Genomic DNA, 24,131 nt, shown 5'->3' with positions numbered 1-24,131 from the left:
GCGATCCGGAAAAAGAAGTGGATCTTGCTCGAAAACCGTGGACAACGGGAGCCTTGTGAATAACTCCGCCACCCTCACGGGTGAGTTCCCCAGCGCTGCGGAACCATCACGCACCGTGACGAGTCCTGAGAGGTGGAGGCCGGCACCGCGCCGGCCCGCCACGGAAGGGCAGGGGGGCGGCAGTGAGCGGTGGAGACCGGCGGAAAGGACGCGAACCGCGTCCGGACATGCGACGACCCCCGCCGGGGGGGAGAGCGGGGGTCGTCCCCACGGTCCGACTCGGGGGGGAGGAGCCAGACCGGGTTAGCACGGTCGCGAACGATCCGTGACTTCCATGGTGTACCCGAGAGCCTTCTCAGGCAAACCCACGCGCCACACCTTACGCCGAATGGTGGGCGCATATGCTCGGGGCGTGGAAATCCAGCCCTTGCCGCACTCGTCGCCCCGCACCGCAGCCTTCTTCGACCTGGACAAGACGGTCATTGCGAAGTCCAGCACGCTGACGTTCAGCAAGTCGTTCTACCACGGCGGTCTGATCAACCGCCGGGCCGTGCTGCGCACCGCGTACACCCAGTTCATCTACCTGGTCGGCGGCGCCGACCACGACCAGATGGAGCGCATGCGGGAGTACCTGTCCGCCCTGTGCAAGGGGTGGAACGTGCAGCAGGTGCGGGAGATCGTCGCCGAGACCCTGCACGACCTGATCGACCCGCTGATCTACGACGAGGCGGCGTCCCTCATCGAGGCGCACCACACCGCGGGCCGCGACGTGGTGATCGTCTCGACCTCCGGGGCGGAGGTCGTCGAGCCGATCGGCGAGATGCTCGGCGCGGACCGGGTCGTCGCCACGCGCATGGTGATCGGCGAGGACGGCTGCTTCACCGGCGACATCGAGTACTACGCGTACGGGCCCACCAAGGCGGAGGCAGTGCGGGAGCTCGCCGAGTCCGAGGGCTACGACCTCTCCCGCTGCTACGCGTACAGCGACTCGATCACCGACGTCCCGATGCTGGAGGCAGTCGGCCACCCGCACGCGGTCAACCCCGACCGGGCGCTGCGGCGCGAGGCGGCGGCGCGCGAATGGCCGGTGCTGGTGTTCAACCGGCCGGTGCGGCTCAAGCAGCGGCTGCCGGGATTCTCCATGCCCGCGCGCCCGGCCCTGGTCGCCGCCGCGGCAGTCGGCGCGGCAGCCGCCACCGCGGGCCTGGTCTGGTACGCGAGCCGCCGCAAGGCCGGCGCCCTGGCCGCGGCCGCCACGGCCGCGAGGGCCGCCAGCGCCTGAGCCCCGCCGCGCCCCGCCGCCCGCCGCGGCCCCGGACCGGCCCGCCCGGCCTCCGGGCGCCCGGTTCACCCCCGTACGCCCTGGAAAGTAAAAAAAATTGCCAGGGGTTCCGCTTATCCCGGAAGCGGAGTACAAAGGAGTCACGGCCCGCGAGACCGAAGAACATCCGAGAGGATCATCTTTAGAACGCAGCAAGGCCCCACGGACCGAATGCACGAACGCCGAGCACCCACGCGACGTCGACCCGTCGATTACGGGCCAGCCGCACCAGGTAACCGGGCAAAGACCCCGACCTGATGGGCACATATCGAGGACGCTTGGTAACCCGGCGGGAGTGCCAGCGGCGACACCAGAGCAGGACGGTGTCGCCGCAACCCGTTTGTCCCGGCCGCCCGTCCCGAGGGCCGGGCCTTCGGGACGGGCGGCCGGGCCCTCAGGACAGGCCGGGGCCCTCAGGCCGCGCCGCGCTGGAGCGCCTCGCACACCGCCGTCGACTCGCGGACGCCCAGCTCGACCGCCCGGCCGCAGTGCGCGATCCAGCGGCCCATCCCGTCGGGCGTCCCCGACAGGTAGCCCTCGAAGGCCTCCAGGTAGGCGTCCCGGCCCTGTTCGGCGTGGCCGACCTCGGCAGGACAGACGGCCTTCGGGTCCAGGCCGCTGTTGATCAGCACGATCCGCTCGGCGGTCCGCGCCACCAGCCCGTTGTGGGAGGCGAAGGGGCGCAGCGCCAGCAGTTCGCCGTGCACCACCGCCGCCATCACCAGTGCCGGTGCGGAGCTGCCGGCGAGGACCAGCCGGGACAGGCCGTCCAGCCGGCCCGCGACCTCGTCGGCCGAGGGCAGCGGCTGCGCGACCAGGGGCTCGTCCACGGGCTCCCCGGCCAGGCGCGGGCGGCCCACCGCGTCGCCGTCGGCCGTGGAGCCCACCGCCACCAGGTGCAGGCGGGCGAGCACCCGCAGGGGCGACTGGCGCCAGATGCTGAGGAGTTGGCCCGCCTCCGCGGTGAGCCGCAGGGCGGCGCCTACCGTGCGGGCCTCCGCGTCCGCGCTGAAGTCGGTGCGGCGGCGCACCTCCTCCAGCGCCCAGTCCGCCCCGGACAGGGCGGCGCTGGCGCGGGCACCGCGCAGGGCGGCCTCGGAGGTGATCTCACCGCTGCGCCGGCGCATGACGCGGTGCCCGTAGACCCGGTCCACGGCCTTGCGTACGGAATCCACGGCTTCGGTGACGCCCGGCAGGGAGCCCAGGGCGGCCAGCGGGTCGGCAGCGCTACTCATAGGTAGGGAGCCTACGCACTGCCGGGCCGTGCCACCGACCCCTCCTTGGAGTGGTCTTGCCCACTCATTCGCACCACCCACAGCGATCGAACGACTACCCTTCGTGAACATGAAGATCGCTTTCGTCGGAAAGGGAGGCAGCGGCAAGACCACCCTGTCCTCCCTCTTCATCCGCCACCTCGCCGCGGCGGGCGCGCCCGTCGTCGCCGTTGACGCGGACATCAACCAGCACCTCGGCGCCGCCCTCGGCCTCGACGAGGCGCAGGCCGCCGCCCTCCCCGCCCTCGGTGCGCACCTGCCCCTCGTCAAGGAGTACCTGCGGGGCTCCAACCCGCGGATCGCGTCGGCCGATTCGATGATCAAAACGACGCCTCCCGGCGCCGGATCGCGCCTGCTGCGCGTCACCGAGGACAATCCGGTCTACGCGGCGTGTGCGCGGGAGGTGCAGCTCGACGGCGGGGCCGTACGGCTGATGGCCACGGGCCCGTTCACGGAATCGGACCTGGGGGTCGCCTGCTACCACTCGAAGGTCGGGGCGGTGGAGCTCTGCCTCAACCACCTGGTCGACGGGCCGGGCGAGTACGTGGTGGTCGACATGACCGCCGGCTCGGACTCCTTCGCCTCCGGCATGTTCACCCGCTTCGACATGACCTTCCTGGTCGCCGAGCCGACCCGCAAGGGCGTCTCCGTCTACCGCCAGTACAAGGAGTACGCGCGGGACTTCGGGGTTGCGCTGAGGGTCGTGGGGAACAAGGTGCAGGGCGAGGACGACCTGGCCTTCCTGCAGGACGAGGTGGGCGAGGACCTGCTGGTGGCGGTCGGGCACTCGGACTGGGTGCGGGCGATGGAGAAGGGCCGCCCGGCGCCGTTCGCGCTGCTGGAGGAGGACAGCCGGCGGGCCCTGGAAGCGCTCCGGGGGGCAGCCGACGCCTCGTACGCCCTCCGCGACTGGGAGCGCTACACGGCGCAGATGGTGCACTTCCACCTGCGCAACGCGCAGAGTTGGGGCAACGCCAGGACCGGGATCGACCTGGCGGCCCAGGTCGATCCCGGTTTCGTCCTGCGCGAGGGCTCCGCCGACGGGCCCGCGGCGGCGGAAGTCCCCGCGGCGGCGGGACTGCTCAGTCCTGCGCCGCTTCCTCTGCGGCAGGCCCCGCAGCCGGCTTGACCGCGGCTCCGGCGGACGGGGAGGCGGGCGCGGCCGTCAGGAACTTCGCCCAGCCCTCCTTCGGGGCCTCGCCGACGCCGAGCGTCCGCATCCGTTCCAGGACCTCCGGGTCCTGGGCGTCGAGCCAGTCGACCAGCTCGCGGAACGGCACGCAGCGGACCTCCGGGCGGGTGCAGGTGCCCTTGATGGTCTCCTCGACGGCCCGCATGTACGTGCCGCCGTTCCAGGACTCGAAGTGGTTGCCGATGATCAGCGGGGCGCGGTTGCCCTGGTACGCGCGCTCGAAGGCCTGGAGGAGGCCGTCGCGCATCTGGTTGCCCCAGTAGACGTGCTGCGAGGGGTCGCCCTGGGTCGTCGTCCCCGACTGGTTCACCATGTAGTTGTAGTCCATGCTCAGCGTCTCGAAAGCGCGGCCGGGCAGGGGCACGAGCTGGAGCGGGATGTCCCAGAGGCCCTCCGTCTTCTTGGGCCAGACCTGCTTGGAGATACCGCTGGAGTCATAGCGGAAGCCCATGCCCTTGGCGGCGAGCATGAAGTTCTTCTGCCCCTCCAGGCAGGGTGTGCGGGCCCCGATGAGCTCCTTGTCGTAGTCGAACGGCAGCGCCGGCAGGTCCTTCAGGCCGGAGTTGGTCTTCCAGTTCTTGACGAAGGACTTGGCCTGGTTGATCTCGCTCTTCCACTCCTCGACGGACCAGGTGCCGACGCCCCCGTCGGGGCCGCAGAAGTGCCCGTTGAAGTGGGTGCCGATCTCGTTGCCCTCCAGCCAGGCGGCGCGGATCTGGGTGGCGGTGTCCTTGATGCCCTGGAGGTCGCCGAAGCCGATGTCGGAACGGCCCGGGTCGTGCTGCGGAGCCACATAGAGGGAACGTTTCTCCTCTGGGAGCATGTACACGCCGGAGAGGAAGTACGTCATCCGGGCGTTGTACTTCCTGCCGACCTCGCGGAAGTGCGAGAAGAGCTTCTGGCTGTCCTCACCGGCACCGTCCCAGGAGAAGACCACGAACTGCGGGGGCTTCTCGCCGGGCTTCATCCGCTGCTGCGCGGCCACACGGGGCTGCGGGCCGGTGTACGCGGTCGAGCCGTCGCCGATCGGCCGGTTGACGCTGCCCGGGGCCTCCGGCGCGGCCGCGCCCTCCTTCCCTCCCGGCCCGCGGGCGGGGCCGGCGGACTCCGAACCGCTGCACCCGGCGGCGCCCAGCACCAGCGCCATGGCGACCAGGCCGCCGGCGGTCTTCTTCGTTGCGGCGATCATCCGTCCACCTCTCCTCGCTTGCCTCGCAGGACTTCGCTTCCGGGCCGCAACGTCCCACGCCGCACCCCTCGGAGATGGTGTGACAAGCCGTAAAAAATGCTTATTCAGCAGGGAGGGGGAATCTCTAGGCCGTTTGCCCGCATTACCCTCCGCAGTGCTTTACTCAGCATTACCTTTCATTTACTGAGTGTTGAGACACCGTAGATGTCCGCATCGAACGGCGACCGTATTCGACTGCCGACGACTGCTTTCTGCTGATTCCCGCCGCTTCATCCCTCACAGAGGAGACGGGACCCCGTGACAGCCACCTTCTCCAAGCCCCCCGCCGGCACCCTCGGCACCAAGCCCGACACCCCTTCCCCACCGGGCCGGACACCCGACCGGACCGGCCTGTCGGCGGACTTCTCCGCCTCCCTCACCGTCTTCCTCATCGCCCTGCCCCTCTCCCTCGGCATCGCCCTCGCCACCGGCGCGCCGCTCCAAGCAGGCCTGGTGGCGGCAGCCGCCGGCGGCCTCGTGGCCGGCTACTTCGGAGGAGCCCCGCTCCAGGTCAGCGGCCCGGCAGCAGGACTCACCGTCGTCACCGCCGAGCTGATCCAGCGGTACGGCTGGCGCACCACCTGCGCCATCACCGTCCTCGCCGGCTGCTGCCAGCTCGGCCTCGCCGCACTGCGCACCGCCCGCTCCGCCCTGATGGTCAGCCCGGCCATCGTGCACGGCATGCTCGCCGGCATCGGCGTGACGATCGCCCTGGCGCAGCTGCACATCGTCCTCGGCGGGACCCCGCAGAGCTCCGCCCTCGCCAACGTCCGCGAGCTGCCCTCGCAGCTGGCCGACATCCACCCGACCGCCCTCGGGATCAGCGCGCTCACACTGGTCCTCCTCATCGCCTGGCCGCGGCTGCCCGGGCGGGCCGGCCTGGCCCTGCGCAAGGTGCCCGCCGCGCTCGCCGCCGTCGGCACCGCCACCGCGGTCGCCGCCTTCGCCGGCCTGCGGCTGCCCCGCGTGGACCTGCCCTCCTGGCGCAGCCACGCGCTCCCCGAGCTGCCCGAGGGCCCGGTTCTCGGGCTCATCGCCGCCGTCCTGACCATCACCCTGGTGGGCAGCGTCGAGTCCCTGCTGTCCTCGGTCGCCACGGACAAGCTGATCGCCTCCGAGCGGCCCACCGCCTCCCGGCCGCCACGCGCCGACCTCGACCGCGAGCTCCGCGGCCAGGGCGCGGCGAACATCGTCTCCGGCGCACTCGGCGGCCTGCCCATCACCGGTGTCGCGGTCCGCAGCGTGGCGAACGTGAAGTCCGGAGCGATGAGCCGCAAATCGGCCATGCTGCACGGCTTCTGGGTGGTGCTCGCGGCCGGGCTCCTCGTGCCCGTCCTCGACCTCATCCCGCTGGCGGCGCTGGCCGCGCTCGTCATGGCGGTGGGCGTGCAGATGGTGAGCATCACCCATATGCGGACGGTCACCCGCCACCGGGAGATCGCCGTGTACGCGACCACCATCGCGGCGGTCGTCCTCGGCGGCGTCCTGGAAGGCGTCGCCGTCGGGATCGCGGTGGCCGTGGTGCTGGCCCTGCACCGGCTGGCCCGGACGAGGATCACGGTGGAGGTGCGGGACGGCGTCCACCACCTGGCGGTACGCGGCCAGCTGACCTTCCTCGCGGTGCCGCGGCTGAGCCGGACCCTGGCGCAGATCCCCCACCAGGGGCATGTGGTCGTGGAGCTGCAGGGCTCCTTCATGGACCACGCCGCGTACGAGACGCTGCACGACTGGCAGGAGTCCCATCTGGCGCACGGCGGCACGCTGGAGGTGGACGGCCCTCCGGCGGAGCCGGGGACCGGCACCGTGCCCGCTTCCCGAGCGGCTTCCGCTTCCGGCTCCGGCCACCAGTGCTGCCGGCCGTGGACCCCGTGGAAGAACCACTGCGACCACCAGGCGGTCGGCGAGCGCACGCACCCGGAGGCGGCTCCGGTTCCGTCCGCGTCGGCCGACGCCGGCCGGGCGGGCCCCGCGGCGGACCCCGGCTCCGCCGCGGACGGGGCCGGAGCCGCCGCGGCCCCGCGCAACCGCGGCGCCAGCCGTCTCGCCAGCGGGATCACGGCCTTCCAGCGGGACACCGCGCCGCACGTCCGCGACGAGCTGGCCCGGCTGGCCCGCGAGGGGCAGCGGCCCTCGCAGCTCTTCCTCACCTGCGCGGACTCCAGGCTCGTCACCAGCATGATCACGGCCAGCGGTCCCGGCGACCTGTTCACCGTCCGCAACGTCGGGAACCTGGTGCCGCTGCCCGGAGCCGAGACCGGGGACGACTCGGTCGCCGCGGCCATCGAGTACGCGGTGGACGTGCTCCAGGTGGACAGCATCACCGTGTGCGGGCACTCGGGCTGCGGGGCCATGCAGGCACTGCTGAACTCCGCGCCCGGAGAGTCGGCGACGCCGCTCGGCCGGTGGCTGCGGCACGGCCGGCCGAGCCTGGAGCGGATGGACAGCCCGCACCACACCTGGGCGCGGATCTCCGGCCGGCTCCCGGCGGACGCGGTGGAACAGCTGTGCCTGACGAACGTCGTGCAGCAGCTGGAGCACCTGCGGGCGCACGAGTCGGTGGCCCGACGGCTCGCGGAGGGCACGCTGGAGCTGCACGGCATGTACTTCCACGTGGGCGAGGCCCAGGCCTACCTGCTGTCCGAGGGGGAGGACTTCTTCGACTGCCGCGTTTTTGACAGTGTCGGCGGGCGTACCTGATCAGGACGCGCCCGAACCGATACCCTCCCGTTTCCGTGCCATCGTTCGGCCCCTTCCCCCGTCCGGCGGGAGGGGGCCGCTCGTGTGCGGGGGACGACGCGCTATAGGTCTAAACCAATTTCGGGTTACCCCTTGTCACCGGCCCGTTCGACTGATGAGCTATGCCCGGGGACACAACGGACACCCTGGGAAAGGGAGATGTCGTGAGCAACGAGAGCCTGGCCAATCTGCTCAAGGAGGAGCGGCGGTTCGCTCCGCCTGCCGGTCTGGCGGCCGAAGCGAACGTGACGCAGGCGGCGTACGCACAGGCCGCGGCGGACCGGCTGGGTTTCTGGGCCGAGCAGGCCCGCCGCCTGACCTGGGCGCAGGAGCCGACCGAGACCCTGGACTGGACCAACCCGCCGTTCGCGAAGTGGTTCGCCGACGGGACCCTCAACGTCGCCTACAACTGCGTCGACCGGCACGTCGAGGCCGGCAACGGCGACCGGGTCGCGCTCCACTTCGAAGGCGAGCCGGGCGACACCCGCACGATCACCTACGCCCAGCTCAAGGACGAGGTGTCCCGCGCCGCGAACGCCCTGGCGGAACTCGGCGTCACCGCCGGCGACCGCGTCGCGGTCTACCTGCCGATGATCCCCGAGGCCGTCGTCGCGATGCTCGCCTGCGCCCGCATCGGCGCCGCCCACTCCGTCGTCTTCGGCGGGTTCTCCGCGGACGCCGTCGCCTCCCGCATCCAGGACGCCGACGCCAAGCTCGTCATCACCGCCGACGGCGGCCACCGGCGCGGCAAGCCGTCCGCCCTCAAGCCGGCCATCGACGACGCTCTGGCCAAGTGCCCGCAGGTCGAGCACGTCCTCGTCGTCCGACGCACCGGCCAGGACACCGCCCTCACCGAAGGCCGCGACGTCTGGTGGCACGAGATCGTCGACCGCCAGAGCAGCGAGCACACCCCCCAGCCCTTCCCGGCCGAGCACCCGCTGTTCATCCTCTACACCTCCGGCACCACCGGTAAGCCCAAGGGCATCCTGCACACCTCCGGTGGCTACCTCACGCAGACGGCCTACACGCACCACGCCGTCTTCGACCTCAAGCCCGAGACCGACGTCTACTGGTGCACCGCCGACATCGGCTGGGTCACCGGCCACTCGTACATCGTCTACGGGCCGCTGGCCAACGGCGCCACCCAGGTGCTCTACGAGGGCACGCCCGACACGCCGCACCAGGGCCGCTTCTGGGAGGTCGTCCAGAAGTACGGGGTGACGATCCTCTACACCGCCCCCACCGCCATCCGGACGTTCATGAAGTGGGGCGACGACATCCCCGCCAAGTTCGACCTGTCCAGCCTGCGCGTCCTCGGCTCGGTCGGCGAACCCATCAACCCCGAGGCGTGGATCTGGTACCGCAAGCACATCGGCGGCGACCGCTGCCCGATCGTCGACACCTGGTGGCAGACCGAGACCGGCGCGATGATGATCTCGCCGCTGCCCGGCGTCACCGAGACCAAGCCGGGCTCTGCCCAGCGCCCGCTGCCCGGCATCAGCGCCACCGTCGTCGACGACGAGGCGGCCGAAGTCCCCGACGGCGCGGGCGGCTACCTCGTCCTGACCGAGCCGTGGCCGTCGATGCTCCGCACGATCTGGGGCGACGACCAGCGCTACACCGACACCTACTGGTCCCGCTTCCCCGGCCGCTACTTCGCCGGCGACGGCGCGAAGAAGGACGAGGACGGGGACATCTGGCTGCTGGGCCGCGTCGACGACGTCATGCTCGTCTCCGGCCACAACATCTCCACCACCGAGGTCGAGTCCGCCCTCGTCTCCCACCCGGCCGTCGCCGAGGCCGCCGTCGTCGGCGCCGCCGACCCGACCACCGGCCAGGCCATCGTCGCCTTCGTCATCCTCCGCGGCACCGCCAGCGAGGACGACGGCCTCACCGCCGAGCTCCGCAGCCACGTGGCCGCCACCCTCGGCCCGATCGCCAAGCCCAAGCGCATCCTGCCGGTCGCCGAGCTGCCCAAGACCCGCTCGGGCAAGATCATGCGCCGCCTGCTGCGCGACGTGGCCGAGAACCGCGCCGTCGGCGACGTCACCACGCTCGCCGACTCCTCGGTCATGGACCTCATCCAGACCAAGCTGCCCTCGGCGTCCTCCGAGGACTGACCGCCGGCACCAGCCCGTTGACCGGGGCATCCGACGCGGCCGCCGCGCCGGATGCCCCTGTCGCGCATAAGGTGGCGATCGTCCGCTGCACGCCCGCGCACACCCGAGGTGCCACCCGTGGCCGCGCCCCGCCCGCCCCACTCCCCCGACTCCCCCTCCCGCCGTGCGTTCCTCGGCCTCCTCTCCCTGCCCGAGCGCCGCTACGTGGCGGACGCCCTGCGCACCGAGACCGTCGGCGGCATCGTCCTCCTGGCGGCCGCGGTGGCCGCCCTGCTGTGGGCCAACATCCCCGCGGTCTCCGCGAGCTACGACACCGTCCGCGACCTGCACTTCGGCCCCGCCGCGCTCGGCCTGGACCTCTCGCTGCAGCACTGGGCGGCCGACGGCCTCCTCGCGATCTTCTTCTTCGTCGCCGGCATCGAGCTCAAACGCGAACTCGTCGCGGGCGACCTCAGCGACCCCAAGGCGGCCGCCCTCCCCGTGATCGCCGCCGTCTGCGGCATGGCCGTGCCCGCGCTGGTCTACACGGCCGTCAACACGGCCGGAGGAGGCTCGCTCGGCGGATGGGCGGTCCCCACCGCCACCGACATCGCCTTCGCGCTGGCCGTGCTCGCGGTCCTCGGCACCTCGCTGCCGTCCGCCCTGCGCGCCTTCCTGCTCACCCTCGCCGTCGTCGACGACCTCTTCGCCATCCTGATCATCGCGGTCTTCTTCACCGGCGACATCCGCCTCCCGCAGCTCGCCGGCGCCCTCGCCGGCCTGGCCCTGATGTGGATCCTGCTGCGCACGGGCGTCCGCGGCTGGTACGTGTACGTCCCCCTCGCGATCGCCGTGTGGGCACTCATGTACAACAGCGGCGTCCACGCCACGATCGCCGGCGTCGCCATGGGCCTCATGCTCCGCTGCACCCGCAGGGAAGGGGAGGAGCACTCCCCCGGCGAGCACGTCGAGCACCTGGTGCGGCCCCTGTCGGCTGGCGTCGCCGTGCCGCTGTTCGCCCTGTTCTCCGCCGGCGTCCCCCTCTCCGGCGGGGCCCTCGCCGAGGTCTTCGCCCGGCCGGAGCCCCTCGGCGTCGTCCTCGGCCTGGTCGTCGGCAAGACGGCCGGCGTCTTCGGCGGCACCTGGCTGGCCGCGCGCTTCACCCGGGCCGAGCTGAACAAGGACCTGGCCTGGCCGGACGTCCTCGCCGTGTCCGGACTCGCCGGCATCGGCTTCACCGTCTCACTGCTGATCGGCGAACTCGCCTTCGCCGACGACCCCGTACTGGCCGAGGAGGTGAAGGCCGCCGTCCTGGTCGGCTCCCTCATCGCCGCCGTCCTGGCGGGCGTGCTGCTCAAACTGCGCGACCGCACCTACCGCGCCCTCACCGAGGCGGAAGAGCGCGACGAGGACCACGACGGCATCCCGGACATCTACGAGGCCGGCAACCCGCAGTACCACCTGCGCATGGCGCGGATCCACGAGGACAAGGCCGCCGAGCACCGCCGCCTGGCCCGCGCCGCCGCGGCCGCCGCGGGCTCCGAAGCGCCCGGCGGCACCGCCGAAGGGGCGGCCGGGTCCAGCGGAGCGGGCGACCGTCCGGCATGATCTGAACTGAACGCTTGTGTCCGACGGAGGACAGCCGCCGGCAGACGACAGAGGGAGAGAGCGATGACCGCAGTGGACCAAGGGGCGCAAGGAGCCGAGCGCACACTCGGCCAGCTGGTCGCCTCGGCCACCGCCGAGATGTCCGCCCTGGTGCACGACGAGATCGCCCTCGCCAAGGCGGAACTCCGCCAGGACGTCAAGCGCGCGGGTATCGGCGGCGCCGCCATCTCGGTCGCAGGGGTGTTCGCCCTGTTCTCCCTGCCCGTGCTGAGCTTCGCCGCGGCGTACGGGATCCACAACCTCGGGCTCGGACTCGCCTGGTCGTTCCTCATCGTCGGCGTGGCGTTCCTGCTGTTCGCGGCCCTGCTCATCCTGATCGGGAAGTCCAAGCTCCAGAAGGTCAAGCCGCCGGAGAGGTCCATCGCCTCCGTGAAGCAGACCGCGGCCGTCGTCGGCACCGTCAAGCCGCATCCGCGGCCGTTGAGTGACAAGGCGGTGGGTGTGGCACGCTCGTCCTCATGACAGCGAGCGCACCGGACCCCAGCACACCGCCGACCACCGCGACGGCAGTGCGCCTCGACGGGCCGTGGACCCACCGGGACGTCGCCGCCAACGGCGCCCGGTTCCACGTCGCCGAGCTCGGTGACGGCCCGCTCGTCCTGCTCCTGCACGGCTTCCCCCAGTTCTGGTGGACCTGGCGGCACCAGCTGACCGCCCTCGCCGACGCCGGCTACCGCGCGGTCGCCATGGACCTGCGCGGTGTCGGCGGCAGCGACCGCACCCCGCGCGGCTACGACCCCGCGAACCTGGCCCTGGACGTCACCGGGGTGATCCGCTCCCTCGGCGAGCCGGACGCCGCGCTCGTCGGGCACGACCTCGGCGGCTACCTCGCCTGGACGGCCGCCGCGATGCGGCCCAAGCTGGTGCGCCGCCTCGCCGTCGTGTCGATGCCCCACCCGCGGCGCTGGCGGTCGGCGATGCTCTCCGACCTCGGCCAGACCCGGGCGAGTTCGCACATCTGGGGCTTCCAGCGCCCGTTCGTCCCCGAGCGGCAGCTCGTCGCCGACGACGGAGCGCTCGTCGGCCGGCTCATCCGGGACTGGTCCGGTCCGCGGCTCCGCGAGGACGGCTCGGAGGACGACCTCGCGGTCTACCGGCGGGCCATGTGCATCCCGTCGACCGCCCACTGCTCGATCGAGCCGTACCGCTGGATGATGCGCTCCATGGCCCGGCCGGACGGGCTCCAGTTCAACCGCCGCATGAAGATGCCGGTACGGGTGCCGACGCTGCACATGCACGGCTCCCTCGACCCCGTGATGCGCACGCGCAGCGCCGCCGGATCCGGCGAGTTCGTCGAAGCCCCGTACCGGTGGCGGCTGTTCGACGGACTCGGGCACTTCCCGCACGAGGAGGACCCCGTCGCCTTCTCGTCCGAGCTGATCGGCTGGCTGAAGGACCCCGAGCCGGACCGCTGAGCGACCTGACGGATTGCCGGAACCGCGGTCCTACAAGCATTCAATTGCCGCGCGCATAGGCCAATTGGAGGCCGCAGAAGGGGTTACGGACCTTCGGGCCCGGGCACAGCACGTTGTATGGGCTGGACGCACGACCACGGTGACACCGCACGCGACCGCCGCCCGGCAGCGACGCCGGGCGCGTACGGGAGGACGGGCCGCGAGGGCCACGACCCACGGCTCGGAATCCCGCGTATCCTGCGCCGCCGGGCCCGCTGGTTCTCGGCCCGGCTGCGCCACCAGCGCACACCGTAGCCGCGCGGGCCGCAGCCCGGGCGGGCCCCCGCGGCCCCGCAGCTCAGCGGCCCCCGGTCACAGGGCGCACCCCTGGGTGTCGGCGCGGCGGTCGTTCGTCTTCCCGAGCCGGATGTCGTCGCGGACCTCGTCCGCCGTGAGCGCGTAGCCGGTGTTCGGGTCGTCGAGCGACTTGGCGAAGACCACCCCGTACACCTTGCCGTCGGGCGTGAGCAGCGGACCTCCCGAGTTGCCCTGGCGGACGGTCGCGTACAGCGAGTACACGTCGCGGCGGACGGTGCCGCGGTGGTAGATGTCCGGGCCGTTGGCGTTGATGCGGCCGCGGACGCGGGCGGAGCGGACGTCGTAGGCGCCGTTCTCCGGGAAGCCCGCGACGATCGCGTCACTGCCGCTGCCGGCGTCCTTCTCGGTGAACTCCAGCGGCGGCGCCTTCAGCTTGGGCACGTCCAGGACGGCGATGTCGCGCTCCCAGTCGTACAGCACGACCTTGCCGTCATACAGCTTGCCCTCGCCGCCGACCTGCACGGTCGGCTCGCTGACGCCGCCCACGACGTGCGCGTTGGTCATGACGCGGCCCGGGGCGAAGACGAACCCGGTGCCCTCCAGCACCTTGCTGCAACTCGGCGCGGTCCCGACGACCTTCACGATCGAGCGCTTGGCCGCCTCGGCGACGGGGCTCGTCGCCAGCGCCGGGTCCGGTTCCCGTACCGCGGTGATCGGCTCGTTGGAGAACGGGCTGAAGACCTGCGGGAAGCCGTTGCGCGTGAGGGCGGAGGAGAAGTCCGAGAACCAGGTGTTCGCCTGGGCCGGGAGCACCCGCGCCACGCCCAGCAGCACCTTTGAGTTGCGGACCTCCTTGCCCAGCGTGGGCAGCGAGGTCCCGGCGAGCGCCGAGCCGATCAGCCACGCCACGAGCAGCATGGCGACGACGTTGACGACGGCGCCGCCGGTCGCGTCGAGGGCCCGCGCCGGCGACCACGTGATGTGGCGGCGCAGCCGGTTCCCCAGGTGGGTGGTGAAGGCCTGCCCGATGGAGGCGCAGATGATGACCACGACGACGGCGGCCACCACGACGGTGGTGGACACCTGGGTGCCGTCGTCGGTCACCTGGTCCCAGACCAGGGGAAGCACCGACACGGCGATGAGACCGCCGCCGAGGAAGCCGATCACCGACAGGATGCCGACGACGAAGCCCTGGCGATAACCGACGATCGCGAACCACACGGCGGCGACCAGCAACAGGATGTCCAGCACGTTCACATGGGCCACCGTCTCATGCGCGCCAGTCGAGCGGGACCTGCCGCGAGCGGTCCCAGGGCCGCTCCCATCCCGCGAAGTGGAGCATGCGGTCGATCACCCCGGCGGTGAAACCCCAGACCAGGGCGTCGTGCACGGTGAACGCCGGGCCCAGGTGGCCGCTGGGGTGGACGGCGGTGGCGCGGTGCGCGGGGTCCGTGAGATCGGCCACGGGCACGGTGAAGACCCGGGCCGTCTCGGCGGGGTCGACGACGCCGACCGGGCTGGGCTCGCGCCACCAGCCGAGGACGGGCGTGACGACGAACTCGCTGACCGGGATGTAGAGGCGCGGCAGCACGCCGAAGAGCTGGACCCCGGCAGGGTCGAGCCCGGTCTCCTCCTCGGCCTCGCGCAGGGCGGCCCGCAGCGGGCCGGTGGTGTGCGGGTCGCCGTCCTCCGGGTCGAGGGCGCCGCCGGGGAACGAGGGCTGGCCCGGGTGCGAGCGCAGGCTGCCGGCGCGCTCCATCAGGAGCAGCTCCGGGCCGCGGGCGCCCTCCCCGAAGAGGATGAGGACGGCGGACTGGCGGCCGCGACCGTCCTCGGGCGGCAGGAAGCGGCTGAGCTGGGTCGGGCGGACCGTGCGCACGGCCTCGGCGACGGGGCCGAGCCAGCCGGGCAGGCCGTCGGTGGTGACCACCGGGGCGGGCGGCAGGCCGTGCGGCCTGCCGCCCGGCCTGCCCGGTGGGGCGGCCGCCTGGGCCACGCTGCTGTCGTCCCGTGCTCCGCGCGTCATGGGCAATCCCTGTTCCCTGCCGTCGTGCCGTGCCGTGCCGTGCCGTGCTGTGTGCTGTGCCGCCTGCCGTCGCCGGCGCCGTCCCGCACCGGGACAACGCCCCGCCGGCCCGGTTCCGTTCCTGCGCGGGTCCGCCCCGTGTGGCGGGCCCGCCGACCTGCTCAGGACGCCGCCGCGCCGCCGTCCCCCGTACTGCCGCCCGCGGTGCCGGCCGTACCGCCGGCCCCCGGCCGCTGCGCCGCGGGCTCCGACGGCCGGGCCGGGCTGCCCGGGTAGTCCGGCGGCGGGCTGAGCCGCTGGCCCGGCTGTCCGCCCTTCTCGTACTTCAGGAGCTTCTTCGCCTTCTCCGGGTCCGTCTCGCCCTCCCCGTACGCGGGGCACAGCGGGGCGATCGGGCAGGCGCCACAGGCCGGCTTGCGGGCGTGGCAGATGCGGCGGCCGTGGAAGATGATCCGGTGCGAGAGCATCGTCCACTCGCTCTTGGGGAAGATCGCGGCGATCTCCGCCTCGATCTTCTCCGGCTCCTTCTGCTCGGTCCACTTCCAGCGCAGGACCAGCCGCTGGAAGTGGGTGTCCACGGTCAGGCCGGGGACTCCGAACGCGTTGCCGAGGACGACGTTGGCCGTCTTGCGGCCCACGCCCGGCAGGGTGACGAGGTCTTCGAGCCGTCCCGGGACCTCGCCGCCGAAGCGGTCGCGCAGGGCGGCGGACAGCCCCAGCAGGGACTTCGCCTTCATCCGGAAGAACCCGGTCGGCCGGATGAGCTCCTCCAGCTCCTCGGGGACGGCCGCGGCCATGTCCTCGGGGGTCGGGTAGGCCGCGAACAGCGCGGGGGTCGTCTGGTTGACCCTCAGGTCGGTCGTCTGGGCGGACAGAACCGTGGCGACGAGCAGCTCGAAGGGGTTCCGGAAGTCGAGTTCCGGGTGGGCGTACGGGTAGACGTCGGCCAGCTCCCGGTTGATCCTGCGGGCCCTGCGGACCATGGCCAGGCGTGATTCCGTTTTCTTGGCCGAAGCTTTGCCCGCGGGCTGCGCGCGCGCCGTCGGCGGCTTCGAGGGCGCCTTTCGGGGGGCTTGTTCGCCCACAGCTGAATCGGGCGCGAGCGTCACTCCCGCGGACCCCTTGGCCTGTGCTCTCACCGGCTTATTGGACACCCGGCCAGCCTAAGGCCGGCCGCGTACACCCGCCCGGACCTCTGGTAACACCACTCCGTTTGGGCGCCCGCAGCACAGCAGGCCCGTACGTCCGGCATCCTTGTGATTGATCGCACTGTTTGAGCCGTCCGGCAAAATGGGGAACACGGTCCCCTGAGCTGGTCGACATAGGAGAGAGACTCGTGGACGACGTTCTGCGGCGCGCCCCGCTCTTCGCGGCGCTCGATGACGAGCAGGCCGCGGAGCTCCGCGCCTCGATGAGCGAGGTGACTCTCGCGCGCGGTGACGCCCTGTTCCACGAGGGCGACCCCGGTGACCGGCTGTACGTGGTCACCGAGGGCAAGGTGAAGCTGCACCGCACCTCCCCCGACGGCCGCGAGAACATGCTGGCCGTCCTCGGCCCCGGCGAGCTGATCGGCGAGCTCTCGCTCTTCGACCCGGGCCCGCGCACCGCCACGGCGACCGCCCTGACCGAGGTCAAGCTCCTGGGCCTGGGCCACGGGGACCTCCAGCCCTGGCTGAACGCCCGCCCCGAGGTCGCGACCGCGCTGCTGCGCGCGGTGGCCCGCCGCCTGCGCAAGACCAACGACCAGATGTCCGACCTGGTCTTCTCCGACGTCCCGGGCCGTGTCGCCCGGGCGCTCCTGGACCTGTCGCGCCGCTTCGGCGTGCAGTCCGAGGAGGGCATCCACGTCGTCCACGACCTGACGCAGGAGGAGCTGGCGCAGCTCGTCGGCGCCTCGCGCGAGACCGTGAACAAGGCCCTGGCCGACTTCGCGGGCCGCGGCTGGCTCCGCCTGGAGGCCCGCGCCGTGATCCTGCTGGACGTCGAGCGCCTGGCCAAGCGCTCGCGCTGACCCCCGCGCCGACCGGCACCGCCCGAGCGCGGCGGAAGCAACGGGAGGGGCCCTGCCCGGGCGGAACCGGGGCAGGGCCCCTCCCGCGCTTCCGCGGCACCTCAGGCACCCCAGGAGCCCCTTCCGCCGCAGCGCGAGGCACAGTAGGGCCATGGGCGAGCAGCGGGGCGTCGACGCGAACGGCTACATCGAGCGGGAGGGCTCCCTCGGCCGGATCCGCGAGCCGTTCACGCCCGTCGTCGCCGCGGCGCGCCTGCGGATCCGTGACGCCTACGGGCCCCGGCTGCACAGCGCCTACCTGTACGGGTCGGTCCCGCGCGGCACGGCCCGGCCCGGCCGCTCCGACCTGGACCTGCTGCTGGCGCTGCACCACGAGCCCTCCGGAGACGACCGGGACACCGCCGAGGTGCTGGCCCGCACCCTCGACGAGGACTTCCCCCAGATCGACGGGGTGGGGCTGCTGCTGTACGGGCGGGACCGCCTGCTGAGCGAGCAGGAACGCCACGACATGGGCTGGTTCCTGGCCTGCCTGTGCACCCCGCTGCTCGGCCCCGACCTGGCCGAGGACCTGCCCCGCTACCGCCCCGACATCCGCCTCGCCCGCGGGACCAACGGCGACCTGGCCGACCTGCTGCCCGCCTGGCGGCAGCGGCTCGCCCGCGCCGAGGGCCCCGCGGAGCTGCGGCGGCTGGCCCGCGGCTGGTCCCGGCACCTGGTGCGCACCGGATTCACGCTGGTGATGCCGCGCTGGGGCGGCTGGACGAGCGACCTCGCCGAGTCCGCGGAGGTCTTCGGCCGGTACTACCCGGAGCGGGCCGCCCAGATGCGGGCCGCGGCCGCGCTGGCACTGGAGCCCGCGGCCGACCGGGCCGCCGTACGGGACCTGGTCGAGGACCTCGGCCCGTGGCTCGCCGCCGAGTACGCGGCCCGCATCGGCACGAAGGGTGGGTGAGGCGGCCGGGCGGCCGCCCCGGGTGTCGGCGCGTCGTCGGCTCAGGCCGTCGTCGGCTCAGGCGCGCCCTCGGCTCAGGCGCGTCAGGCGCTCAGGCGGGGTCCGCCTCCAGCTCCGCCAGCGCCTCCACCGCCGCCTTCGCCTCGGCCAGCCCCGCGCCCGTCGCCTCCCGGTACGCCTTGATCGCGGACACGGTGCGGCCCTCCCGCAGCAGTGCCCGTACCTCCTCCAGGCCGGCCGGCTCGGGCTCCTCGACGCCCAGGTGGGCCAGGAGGAGGCCGAGGCGCCGCTCCAGCCGCTCCGCGCGCCGCTCCAGGGCCTTCATGCGCAGGCTGACGGTCGACGTCATCCACGCCGCGACGGCGAGCAGGACGAGCAGCAGGTAAAGGGTGGTCACTCGGGCCCCCCGGGGATCAGTCCGTGATCTTGAAGGTACTCGAGTTGTGCGCGCACGGACCATTCGGCCGCCGGCCACAGCGACCTGTCGACGTCCGCGTAGACGTGGGCGACGACCTCCTCGGGGGTCGTGTAGCCGTCCTCGACGGCCGTCTCGACCTGCGCGAGCCGGTGCGCGCGGTGGGCGAGGTAGAACTCCACCGCGCCCTGCGCGTCGTCCAGGACCGGGCCGTGGCCCGGCAGGACCGTCCGGACCCCGTCGTCGACGGTCAGCGAGCGCAGCCGGCGCAGGGAGTCCAGGTAGTCGCCGAGGCGCCCGTCCGGGTGCGCGACGACCGTGGTGCCGCGGCCCAGGATCGTGTCGCCGGTCAGCACGGCCCGGTCGGCGGGCAGGTGGAAGCAGAGCGAGTCGGCGGTGTGCCCGGGCGTGGGGACGACGCGCAGCTCCAGGCCGCCGGTGCGGACGACGTCCCCTGCGGCGAGCCCCTCGTCGCCGAGGCGGAGCGCCGGGTCGAGGGCGCGGACCCTGCTTCCGGTGAGTTCGGCGAAGCGGCCGGCGCCCGCGGCGTGGTCGGCGTGGCCGTGCGTCAGGAGGGTCAGGGCGATGCGCTTGCCCATCCGCTCGGCGGTCGCCACGACCGCCTCCAGGTGCCCCTCGTCGAGGGGCCCGGGGTCGATGACGACGGCCAGGTCGGAGTCGGGCTCGGCGACAATCCAGGTGTTGGTGCCGTCGAGGGTCATCGCCGACGGGTTGGGCGCGAGGACGTTGTAGGCGCGCGGGGTGGAGCGGCCGGAGGCGACCGCCCCGCGGGGACGGCCGGGCAGTGCGGCGGCGTCGGTCACGAGGCACCTCCGAAGCTGACGCGCTTGGTGAACTCCTCGTGGCCGGGCCAGCTGAGCACCACCTCGCCGTTCTCCAGCACCGCCTGTGCGAGCACGGGCGCGAGGTCCTGGCCTGGGGCCGCCGCGAGGGCGCCGGCGGCGCTCCCGTACGGCTCCAGCGAGCGCAGGGTGGAGATCGTCGGCGGCATCATCAGCAGCTCGCCCCGGTCGTAGCCGGCCGCGGCGTCGGCGGGGCGGATCCACACCGTCCGGTCGGCCTCGGTGGAGACGTCCCGGGTCCGCTGCCCCTCGGGCAGGGCGGCCACGAAGAACCAGGTGTCGAAGCGGCGCGGCTCGAACTCGGGCGTGATCCAGCGCGCCCACGCGCCGAGCAGGTCCGAGCGCAGCCGCAGCCCGCGCCGGTCGAGGAACTCCGCGAAGGACAGCTCGCGGGCGACGAGTGCCTGCCGGTCGGCCTCCCAGTCGTCGCCGGTGGTGTCCCCGACGACCGTGCCGGCGCTCTCGCCCGCGAGGAGGACGCCCGCCTCCTCGAAGGTCTCGCGGACCGCCGCGCAGACGATGGCCTGGGCGGTACGGGCATCCGTGCCCAGCCGCTCCGCCCACTCCCCGAGGCCGGGGCCGGCCCAGCCGACGAGGTGCTCCTCGTCGCGCGGATCGACGCCGCCGCCCAGGTAGGCGTACGCGCCGCCCGCGAAGGCCATGGAGGTGCGGCGGCGCAGCATGTGCACGACCGGCCCGGAGGCGGTGTCGCGGAGCAGCATCACGGTCGACGCGCGGCGGGGCTCCGCCGGGGTCAGGCTGCCGTCCGCGAGGGCGCGGATGAGACCCGGCCACTCCGGCGGGTACCACTGGCCGCCGGCGGGGCTGGTTCCGGGTGTCTGCTGCTGTCCCTGCTCACCGTTGGGCATGCGGGGATGCTACGGCCATCCGGCCCGATGTTCGAGGGCCGCACGCCGCTGCGGGCAGCGCGCCGCAGGCCGGGGGGTGTGCCGCAGGCCGGGCCCCGCGCCGCGGACGGCGTACGGGCCCGGCCTGCGGGACGACGGCGGTGCCGGTCAGGCGTCGGGCAGGAGCTCGACCTGGATCTCGATCTCGACGGGCGCGTCCAGCGGGAGGACGGCGACGCCGACGGCGCTGCGGGCGTGGACGCCCTTGTCGCCGAGGACCGCGCCGAGCAGCTCGCTGGCGCCGTTGAGGACGCCCGGCTGGCCGGTGAAGTCGGGGGCGGAGGCGACGAAGCCGACGACCTTCACGACGCGCGCGATCCGGTCGAGGTCGCCCGCGACGGACTTGACGGCGGCCAGGGCGTTCAGCGCGCAGGTCGCCGCGAGCTCCTTCGCCTGCTCGGCGGAGACCTCGGCGCCGACCTTGCCGGTGACCGGCAGGCTGCCCTTGACCATCGGGAGCTGGCCCGCGGTGAACACGTAGGCGCCCGAGCGGACGGCCGGCTGGTACGCGGCGAGCGGCGGGACGACCTCGGGCAGGGTCAGGCCGAGTTCGGCCAGCTTTGCTTCGACGGCGCCGCTCATGCCTTCTCCCGCTTGAGGTAGGCCACGAGCTGCTCCGGGTTGTTCGGGCCGGGCACGACCTGGACGAGCTCCCAGCCGTCCTCGCCCCAGGTGTCCAGGATCTGCTTCGTGGCGTGGACCAGCAGCGGGACCGTCGCGTATTCGAACTTCTTGGTCATGGGGGCGAGCGTATCGCCTGCCGCGGGCGGGCCGCGCCGGGCGGGGCGGGGCCGCGTCCGGGGGGAGAGGGTCCTGCGCGGCCCGGGGAGCGAGTGGTTAGGCTCAGAGGCTGTGAGCAGGCTCCAGGTGGTCAGCGGCAAGGGCGGAACCGGGAAGTCCACGGTCGCCGCGGCACTCGCGCTGGCCCTCGCGCGCGAGGGCAGGCGGACTCTTCTGGTGGAGGTCGAGGGCAGGCAGGGTATCGCGCAGCTCTTCGGGACGGAGGCGCTCCCCTACGAGGAGCGGAAGATCGCCGTCGCAGCAGGCGGCGGGGAGGTGTACGCGCTCGCCATCGACGCCGAGCAGGCGCTGCTGGACTACCTCCAGATGTTCTACAAACTGGGGTCGGCGGGCCGCGCGCTGAAGAAGCTCGGCGCGATCGACTTCGCGACGACCATCGCGCCCGGGCTGCGCGACGTGCTGCTGACGGGCAAGGCGTGCGAGGCGGTCCGCCGCAAGGACCGGTCCGGCCGGTACGTGTACGACCACGTGGTGATGGACGCGCCGCCGACGGGGCGGATCACCCGGTTCCTCAACGTGAACGACGAGGTGGCGGGGCTGGCCCGGATCGGGCCGATCCACAACCAGGCGCAGGCCGTCATGAAGGTGCTCAAGTCCCGCGAGACGGCGGTGCACTTCGTGACGCTGCTGGAGGAGATGCCCGTCCAGGAGACAGCCGACGGGATCGCCGAGCTGGCGCAGGCGGGCCTGCCGGTGGGACGGGTCGTGGTCAACATGGTCCGTCCGCACCACCTGGACGACGAGGCCCTGCGGGCGGCCGGCGAGCTGCGCGGGGACGTGGCGCACGCCCTGTCCCGGGCCGGGCTCGGCGGACCCGCGGAGCGGCTGGTGGACCCGCTGCTGGAGCAGGCTGCGGAGCACGCGGGCCGGGTGGCGCTGGAGCGGGCGCAGCGCCGGGTGCTGTCCCGGCTGGAGGTGCCGGCGTACGAACTGCCGCTGCTCGGCACGGGGATGGACCTCGCCGGGCTGTACGAGCTCGCGGCCGAGCTGCGCAAGCAGGCGGACGAGGAGTGAGCGGGCCCGTGGGCCCGGCGGCGGGCGCCGCAGCGGGCCGGGGAGCGGAGGCGGAAACGGGATCCGAAGCGGGATCGAAAACGGGGACGGGGGCGCGGATCGGGATGGGAGCAGGCATGGACATGCCGCCGGAGCTGGTCGTGGACCGGCTGCTGGACGACCCGGGGACCCGGATCATCGTGTGCTGCGGCGCGGGCGGGGTCGGCAAGACGACGACGGCGGCGGCGCTGGGCCTGCGGGCGGCGGAGCGCGGCCGGAAGGTGGTCGTGCTGACCATCGACCCGGCGCGCCGGCTGGCCCAGTCGATGGGCATCGACTCGCTGGACAACACCCCGCGCAAGGTCGCGGGCGTGGCCGGCGGGGGCGAACTGCACGCCATGATGCTGGACATGAAGCGGACGTTCGACGAGATCGTCGAGTCGCACGCGGACGGGGACCGGGCCGCCGCGATCCTGGCGAACCCCTTCTACCAGTCCCTGTCGGCCGGCTTCGCCGGCACGCAGGAGTACATGGCGATGGAGAAGCTGGGGCAGCTGCGGGCCCGCGACGACTGGGACCTGATCGTCGTGGACACCCCGCCGAGCCGGTCCGCCCTGGACTTCCTGGACGCCCCGAAGCGGCTGGGCTCCTTCCTGGACGGGAAGTTCATCCGAGTGCTGACGGCTCCGGCGAAGGTCGGCGGCCGGGCGGGGATGAAGTTCCTGAACGTCGGCATGTCGCTGATGACGGGGACGCTCAACAAGCTGATGGGCGCTTCGCTGCTGGGGGACGTGCAGACGTTCGTGGCGGCGATGGACACGATGTTCGGCGGGTTCCGCACACGCGCGGACGCGACGTTCCGGCTGCTGCAGGCGCCGGGCACGGCCTTCCTGGTGGTCGCGGCGCCGGAGCCGGACGCGCTGCGGGAGGCCGCGTACTTCGTGGAGCGGCTCGGGGCGGAGCGGATGCCGCTGGCGGGGCTGGTGCTCAACCGGGTGCACGGGAGCGGCGCCGGACAGCTGTCGGCGGAGCGGGCGCTGGCGGTCGCGGAGAATCTTGAAGAAGGCGGCATTGTGGATCAGGAGGCCGGGAAAGCTGGTCTCGGTGCCCCGGCCGCCCACTCCCCCGCGGGCGGAAGCGCACCGGAATCGGAAGGCGTCGAGGCGGGCGCCGACGCTGACGCCCCCGAGGGCGCGGATGTGGAGGGCATCACGGCAGGACTGCTGCGCCTGCACGCCGAGCGCATGCAGCTGATCGCGCGCGAACAGCGCACGAGGGACCGCTTCACCTCGATGCATCCCGACGTGGCGGTGACCGAAGTGGCGGCCCTTCCCGGCGATGTGCACGACCTCGCCGGGCTGCGGGCCATCGGAGAACGCCTCGCGGCCGGGGTGCCGGCCGGAGCGTAGGCGTCCGTACGTACGTACGGCTGAGGGGGCGGGCGGTGGGCCTACCCTGCTGCCGCGTACGTCTCGTACGGCACGTCGATCTCCGCGTCGACATCCACGGTGAGGATGCCCGTGCTGCGCTCGTACTCCGTGCGGGCCGTCTCCAGCAGCCGCCGCCACGAGGTGACGGTGGGCCGCCTGCGCAGCAGTGCGCGGCGCTCCCGCTCGGTCATTCCGCCCCACACGCCGAATTCCACACGGTTGTCGAGCGCGTCGGCCAGGCACTCCGTACGCACCGGACACCCGGTGCACACTGCCTTGGCCCTGTTCTGTGCCGCTCCTTGAACGAACAGTTCATCCGGATCGGTAGTGCGGCAGGCTGCCTGCGCACTCCAGTCGGTAACCCAGCCCATCCCGGCGCCGTCCTCTCCCGAATCGAGGCTCCCCCACGGCGGTAGCGGCATATTCACCGCTGCCAGTTGAGGACGTTACGGAAGGCGAGCACAGTGCAACACCCCCGACGGGCCCAATCTTGGATGGCCCG

The 24,131-nt window shown here is 72.9% G+C and carries 22 protein-coding genes; 11 read left to right on the top strand and 11 right to left on the bottom strand.

The genetic code is table 11. From position 1 onward, the window contains the following. The first annotated feature begins 388 nt into the window (after positions 1–388). Positions 389–1,282, top strand: a complete 894-nt coding sequence (locus C0216_RS01570; protein ID WP_114053516.1) for an HAD family hydrolase — start codon at positions 389–391, stop codon at positions 1,280–1,282. A gap of 452 nt (positions 1,283–1,734) precedes the next feature. On the opposite strand, the gene C0216_RS01565 is transcribed toward C0216_RS01570, so the two are convergent. Then, on the bottom strand, positions 1,735–2,556 hold the full coding sequence (locus tag C0216_RS01565) for an oxidoreductase (protein ID WP_114053515.1): 822 nt from the start codon (positions 2,554–2,556) through the stop codon (positions 1,735–1,737). A 109-nt stretch (positions 2,557–2,665) separates the two neighbouring features. On the opposite strand from C0216_RS01565, the gene C0216_RS01560 reads away from it, so the two are divergent. Then, entirely contained in the window at positions 2,666–3,724 is a 1,059-nt protein-coding gene (locus C0216_RS01560) for an ATP-binding protein (RefSeq protein ID WP_114058384.1), read from the top strand. Here C0216_RS01560 and C0216_RS01555 read toward each other — a convergent pair. After that, positions 3,678–4,976 carry a hypothetical protein gene (locus tag C0216_RS01555; RefSeq protein ID WP_114053514.1) on the bottom strand — a complete coding sequence of 433 codons (1,299 nt, stop codon included), beginning with the start codon at positions 4,974–4,976 and terminating at the stop codon, positions 3,678–3,680. The genes C0216_RS01560 and C0216_RS01555 overlap by 47 nt on opposite strands. Positions 4,977–5,273: 297 nt before the next feature. Here C0216_RS01555 and C0216_RS01550 point away from each other — a divergent pair, with 297 nt between their 5' ends. The 5 genes from C0216_RS01550 (at position 5,274) to C0216_RS01530 (ending at position 12,933) form a co-directional block, all read left to right on the top strand. Continuing rightward, on the top strand, positions 5,274–7,712 hold the full coding sequence (locus C0216_RS01550) for a bifunctional SulP family inorganic anion transporter/carbonic anhydrase (RefSeq protein WP_114053513.1): 2,439 nt from the start codon (positions 5,274–5,276) through the stop codon (positions 7,710–7,712). A gap of 203 nt (positions 7,713–7,915) precedes the next feature. Further along, positions 7,916–9,871 carry an acetate--CoA ligase gene (gene acs / locus C0216_RS01545; protein ID WP_114053512.1) on the top strand — a complete coding sequence of 652 codons (1,956 nt, stop codon included), beginning with the start codon at positions 7,916–7,918 and terminating at the stop codon, positions 9,869–9,871. Between the two features lie 117 nt (positions 9,872–9,988). Continuing rightward, positions 9,989–11,458 (top strand): Na+/H+ antiporter NhaA, encoded by a 1,470-nt coding sequence (gene nhaA / locus C0216_RS01540; RefSeq protein WP_246042265.1) that lies wholly within the window; start codon positions 9,989–9,991, stop codon positions 11,456–11,458. 63 nt (positions 11,459–11,521) lie between these two features. After that, complete coding sequence (locus C0216_RS01535; RefSeq protein WP_114053510.1) at positions 11,522–11,980, top strand: phage holin family protein; 459 nt, start codon at positions 11,522–11,524, stop codon at positions 11,978–11,980. After that, positions 11,977–12,933, top strand: coding sequence for an alpha/beta fold hydrolase (locus C0216_RS01530; protein WP_114053509.1), 957 nt, complete (start codon positions 11,977–11,979; stop codon positions 12,931–12,933). Before C0216_RS01535 ends, C0216_RS01530 begins: the two co-directional genes overlap by 4 nt. A 351-nt stretch (positions 12,934–13,284) precedes the next feature. On the opposite strand, the gene C0216_RS01525 is transcribed toward C0216_RS01530, so the two are convergent. From C0216_RS01525 to nth, 3 genes are all read right to left on the bottom strand, one after another. Beyond that, complete coding sequence (locus tag C0216_RS01525; protein WP_114053508.1) at positions 13,285–14,487, bottom strand: MarP family serine protease; 1,203 nt, start codon at positions 14,485–14,487, stop codon at positions 13,285–13,287. Between the two features lie 13 nt (positions 14,488–14,500). Then, positions 14,501–15,256: an NUDIX hydrolase gene (locus C0216_RS01520; RefSeq protein ID WP_114053507.1), complete on the bottom strand. Its 756-nt coding sequence runs from the start codon at positions 15,254–15,256 to the stop codon at positions 14,501–14,503. A 161-nt stretch (positions 15,257–15,417) separates the two neighbouring features. Further along, on the bottom strand, positions 15,418–16,239 hold the full coding sequence (gene nth / locus C0216_RS01515; protein WP_428985381.1) for an endonuclease III: 822 nt from the start codon (positions 16,237–16,239) through the stop codon (positions 15,418–15,420). A gap of 353 nt (positions 16,240–16,592) precedes the next feature. On the opposite strand from nth, the gene C0216_RS01510 reads away from it, so the two are divergent. Both C0216_RS01510 and C0216_RS01505 read left to right on the top strand, forming a co-directional pair. Then, the gene (locus tag C0216_RS01510) at positions 16,593–17,267 is read left to right on the top strand and encodes a Crp/Fnr family transcriptional regulator (protein WP_014046869.1); all 675 of its coding nucleotides are present in this window, start codon (positions 16,593–16,595) and stop codon (positions 17,265–17,267) included. Between the two features lie 151 nt (positions 17,268–17,418). Next, entirely contained in the window at positions 17,419–18,219 is an 801-nt protein-coding gene (locus tag C0216_RS01505; RefSeq protein ID WP_114053506.1) for a nucleotidyltransferase domain-containing protein, read from the top strand. A 91-nt stretch (positions 18,220–18,310) separates the two neighbouring features. On the opposite strand, the gene C0216_RS01500 is transcribed toward C0216_RS01505, so the two are convergent. The 5 genes from C0216_RS01500 to C0216_RS01480 all read right to left on the bottom strand — a co-directional run bounded on the left by C0216_RS01500 (position 18,311) and on the right by C0216_RS01480 (position 21,145). Beyond that, the gene (locus C0216_RS01500; protein WP_114053505.1) at positions 18,311–18,616 is read right to left on the bottom strand and encodes a hypothetical protein; all 306 of its coding nucleotides are present in this window, start codon (positions 18,614–18,616) and stop codon (positions 18,311–18,313) included. Next, a complete protein-coding gene (locus C0216_RS01495) occupies positions 18,613–19,458 on the bottom strand; it encodes an MBL fold metallo-hydrolase (protein WP_114053504.1) in 846 nt (281 codons plus the stop codon). The genes C0216_RS01500 and C0216_RS01495 overlap by 4 nt, the downstream gene beginning before the upstream one ends. Then, positions 19,455–20,366: an NUDIX hydrolase gene (locus C0216_RS01490; RefSeq protein ID WP_114053503.1), complete on the bottom strand. Its 912-nt coding sequence runs from the start codon at positions 20,364–20,366 to the stop codon at positions 19,455–19,457. Before C0216_RS01490 ends, C0216_RS01495 begins: the two co-directional genes overlap by 4 nt. A 147-nt stretch (positions 20,367–20,513) precedes the next feature. Continuing rightward, a complete protein-coding gene (locus tag C0216_RS01485) occupies positions 20,514–20,987 on the bottom strand; it encodes a RidA family protein (RefSeq protein ID WP_114053502.1) in 474 nt (157 codons plus the stop codon). Next, positions 20,984–21,145 (bottom strand): DUF4177 domain-containing protein, encoded by a 162-nt coding sequence (locus C0216_RS01480; protein WP_007264966.1) that lies wholly within the window; start codon positions 21,143–21,145, stop codon positions 20,984–20,986. Before C0216_RS01480 ends, C0216_RS01485 begins: the two co-directional genes overlap by 4 nt. Before the next feature lie 112 nt (positions 21,146–21,257). Between C0216_RS01480 and C0216_RS01475 the strand changes: the two genes are divergently transcribed. Continuing rightward, entirely contained in the window at positions 21,258–22,220 is a 963-nt protein-coding gene (locus C0216_RS01475; RefSeq protein ID WP_114053501.1) for an ArsA family ATPase, read from the top strand. A gap of 104 nt (positions 22,221–22,324) precedes the next feature. Continuing rightward, the gene (locus C0216_RS01470) at positions 22,325–23,608 is read left to right on the top strand and encodes an ArsA family ATPase (RefSeq protein ID WP_114053500.1); all 1,284 of its coding nucleotides are present in this window, start codon (positions 22,325–22,327) and stop codon (positions 23,606–23,608) included. Positions 23,609–23,649: 41 nt separating this feature from the next. Here the strand turns inward: C0216_RS01470 and C0216_RS01465 are convergent, their stop codons facing one another. Continuing rightward, positions 23,650–24,000, bottom strand: coding sequence for a WhiB family transcriptional regulator (locus C0216_RS01465; protein WP_030299276.1), 351 nt, complete (start codon positions 23,998–24,000; stop codon positions 23,650–23,652). Positions 24,001–24,131: the final 131 nt, after the last annotated feature.

Source organism: Streptomyces globosus (genome assembly GCF_003325375.1).
Taxonomy (GTDB): domain Bacteria; phylum Actinomycetota; class Actinomycetes; order Streptomycetales; family Streptomycetaceae; genus Streptomyces; species Streptomyces globosus_A.
This window is presented reverse-complemented; position numbering and strand designations above follow the sequence as displayed.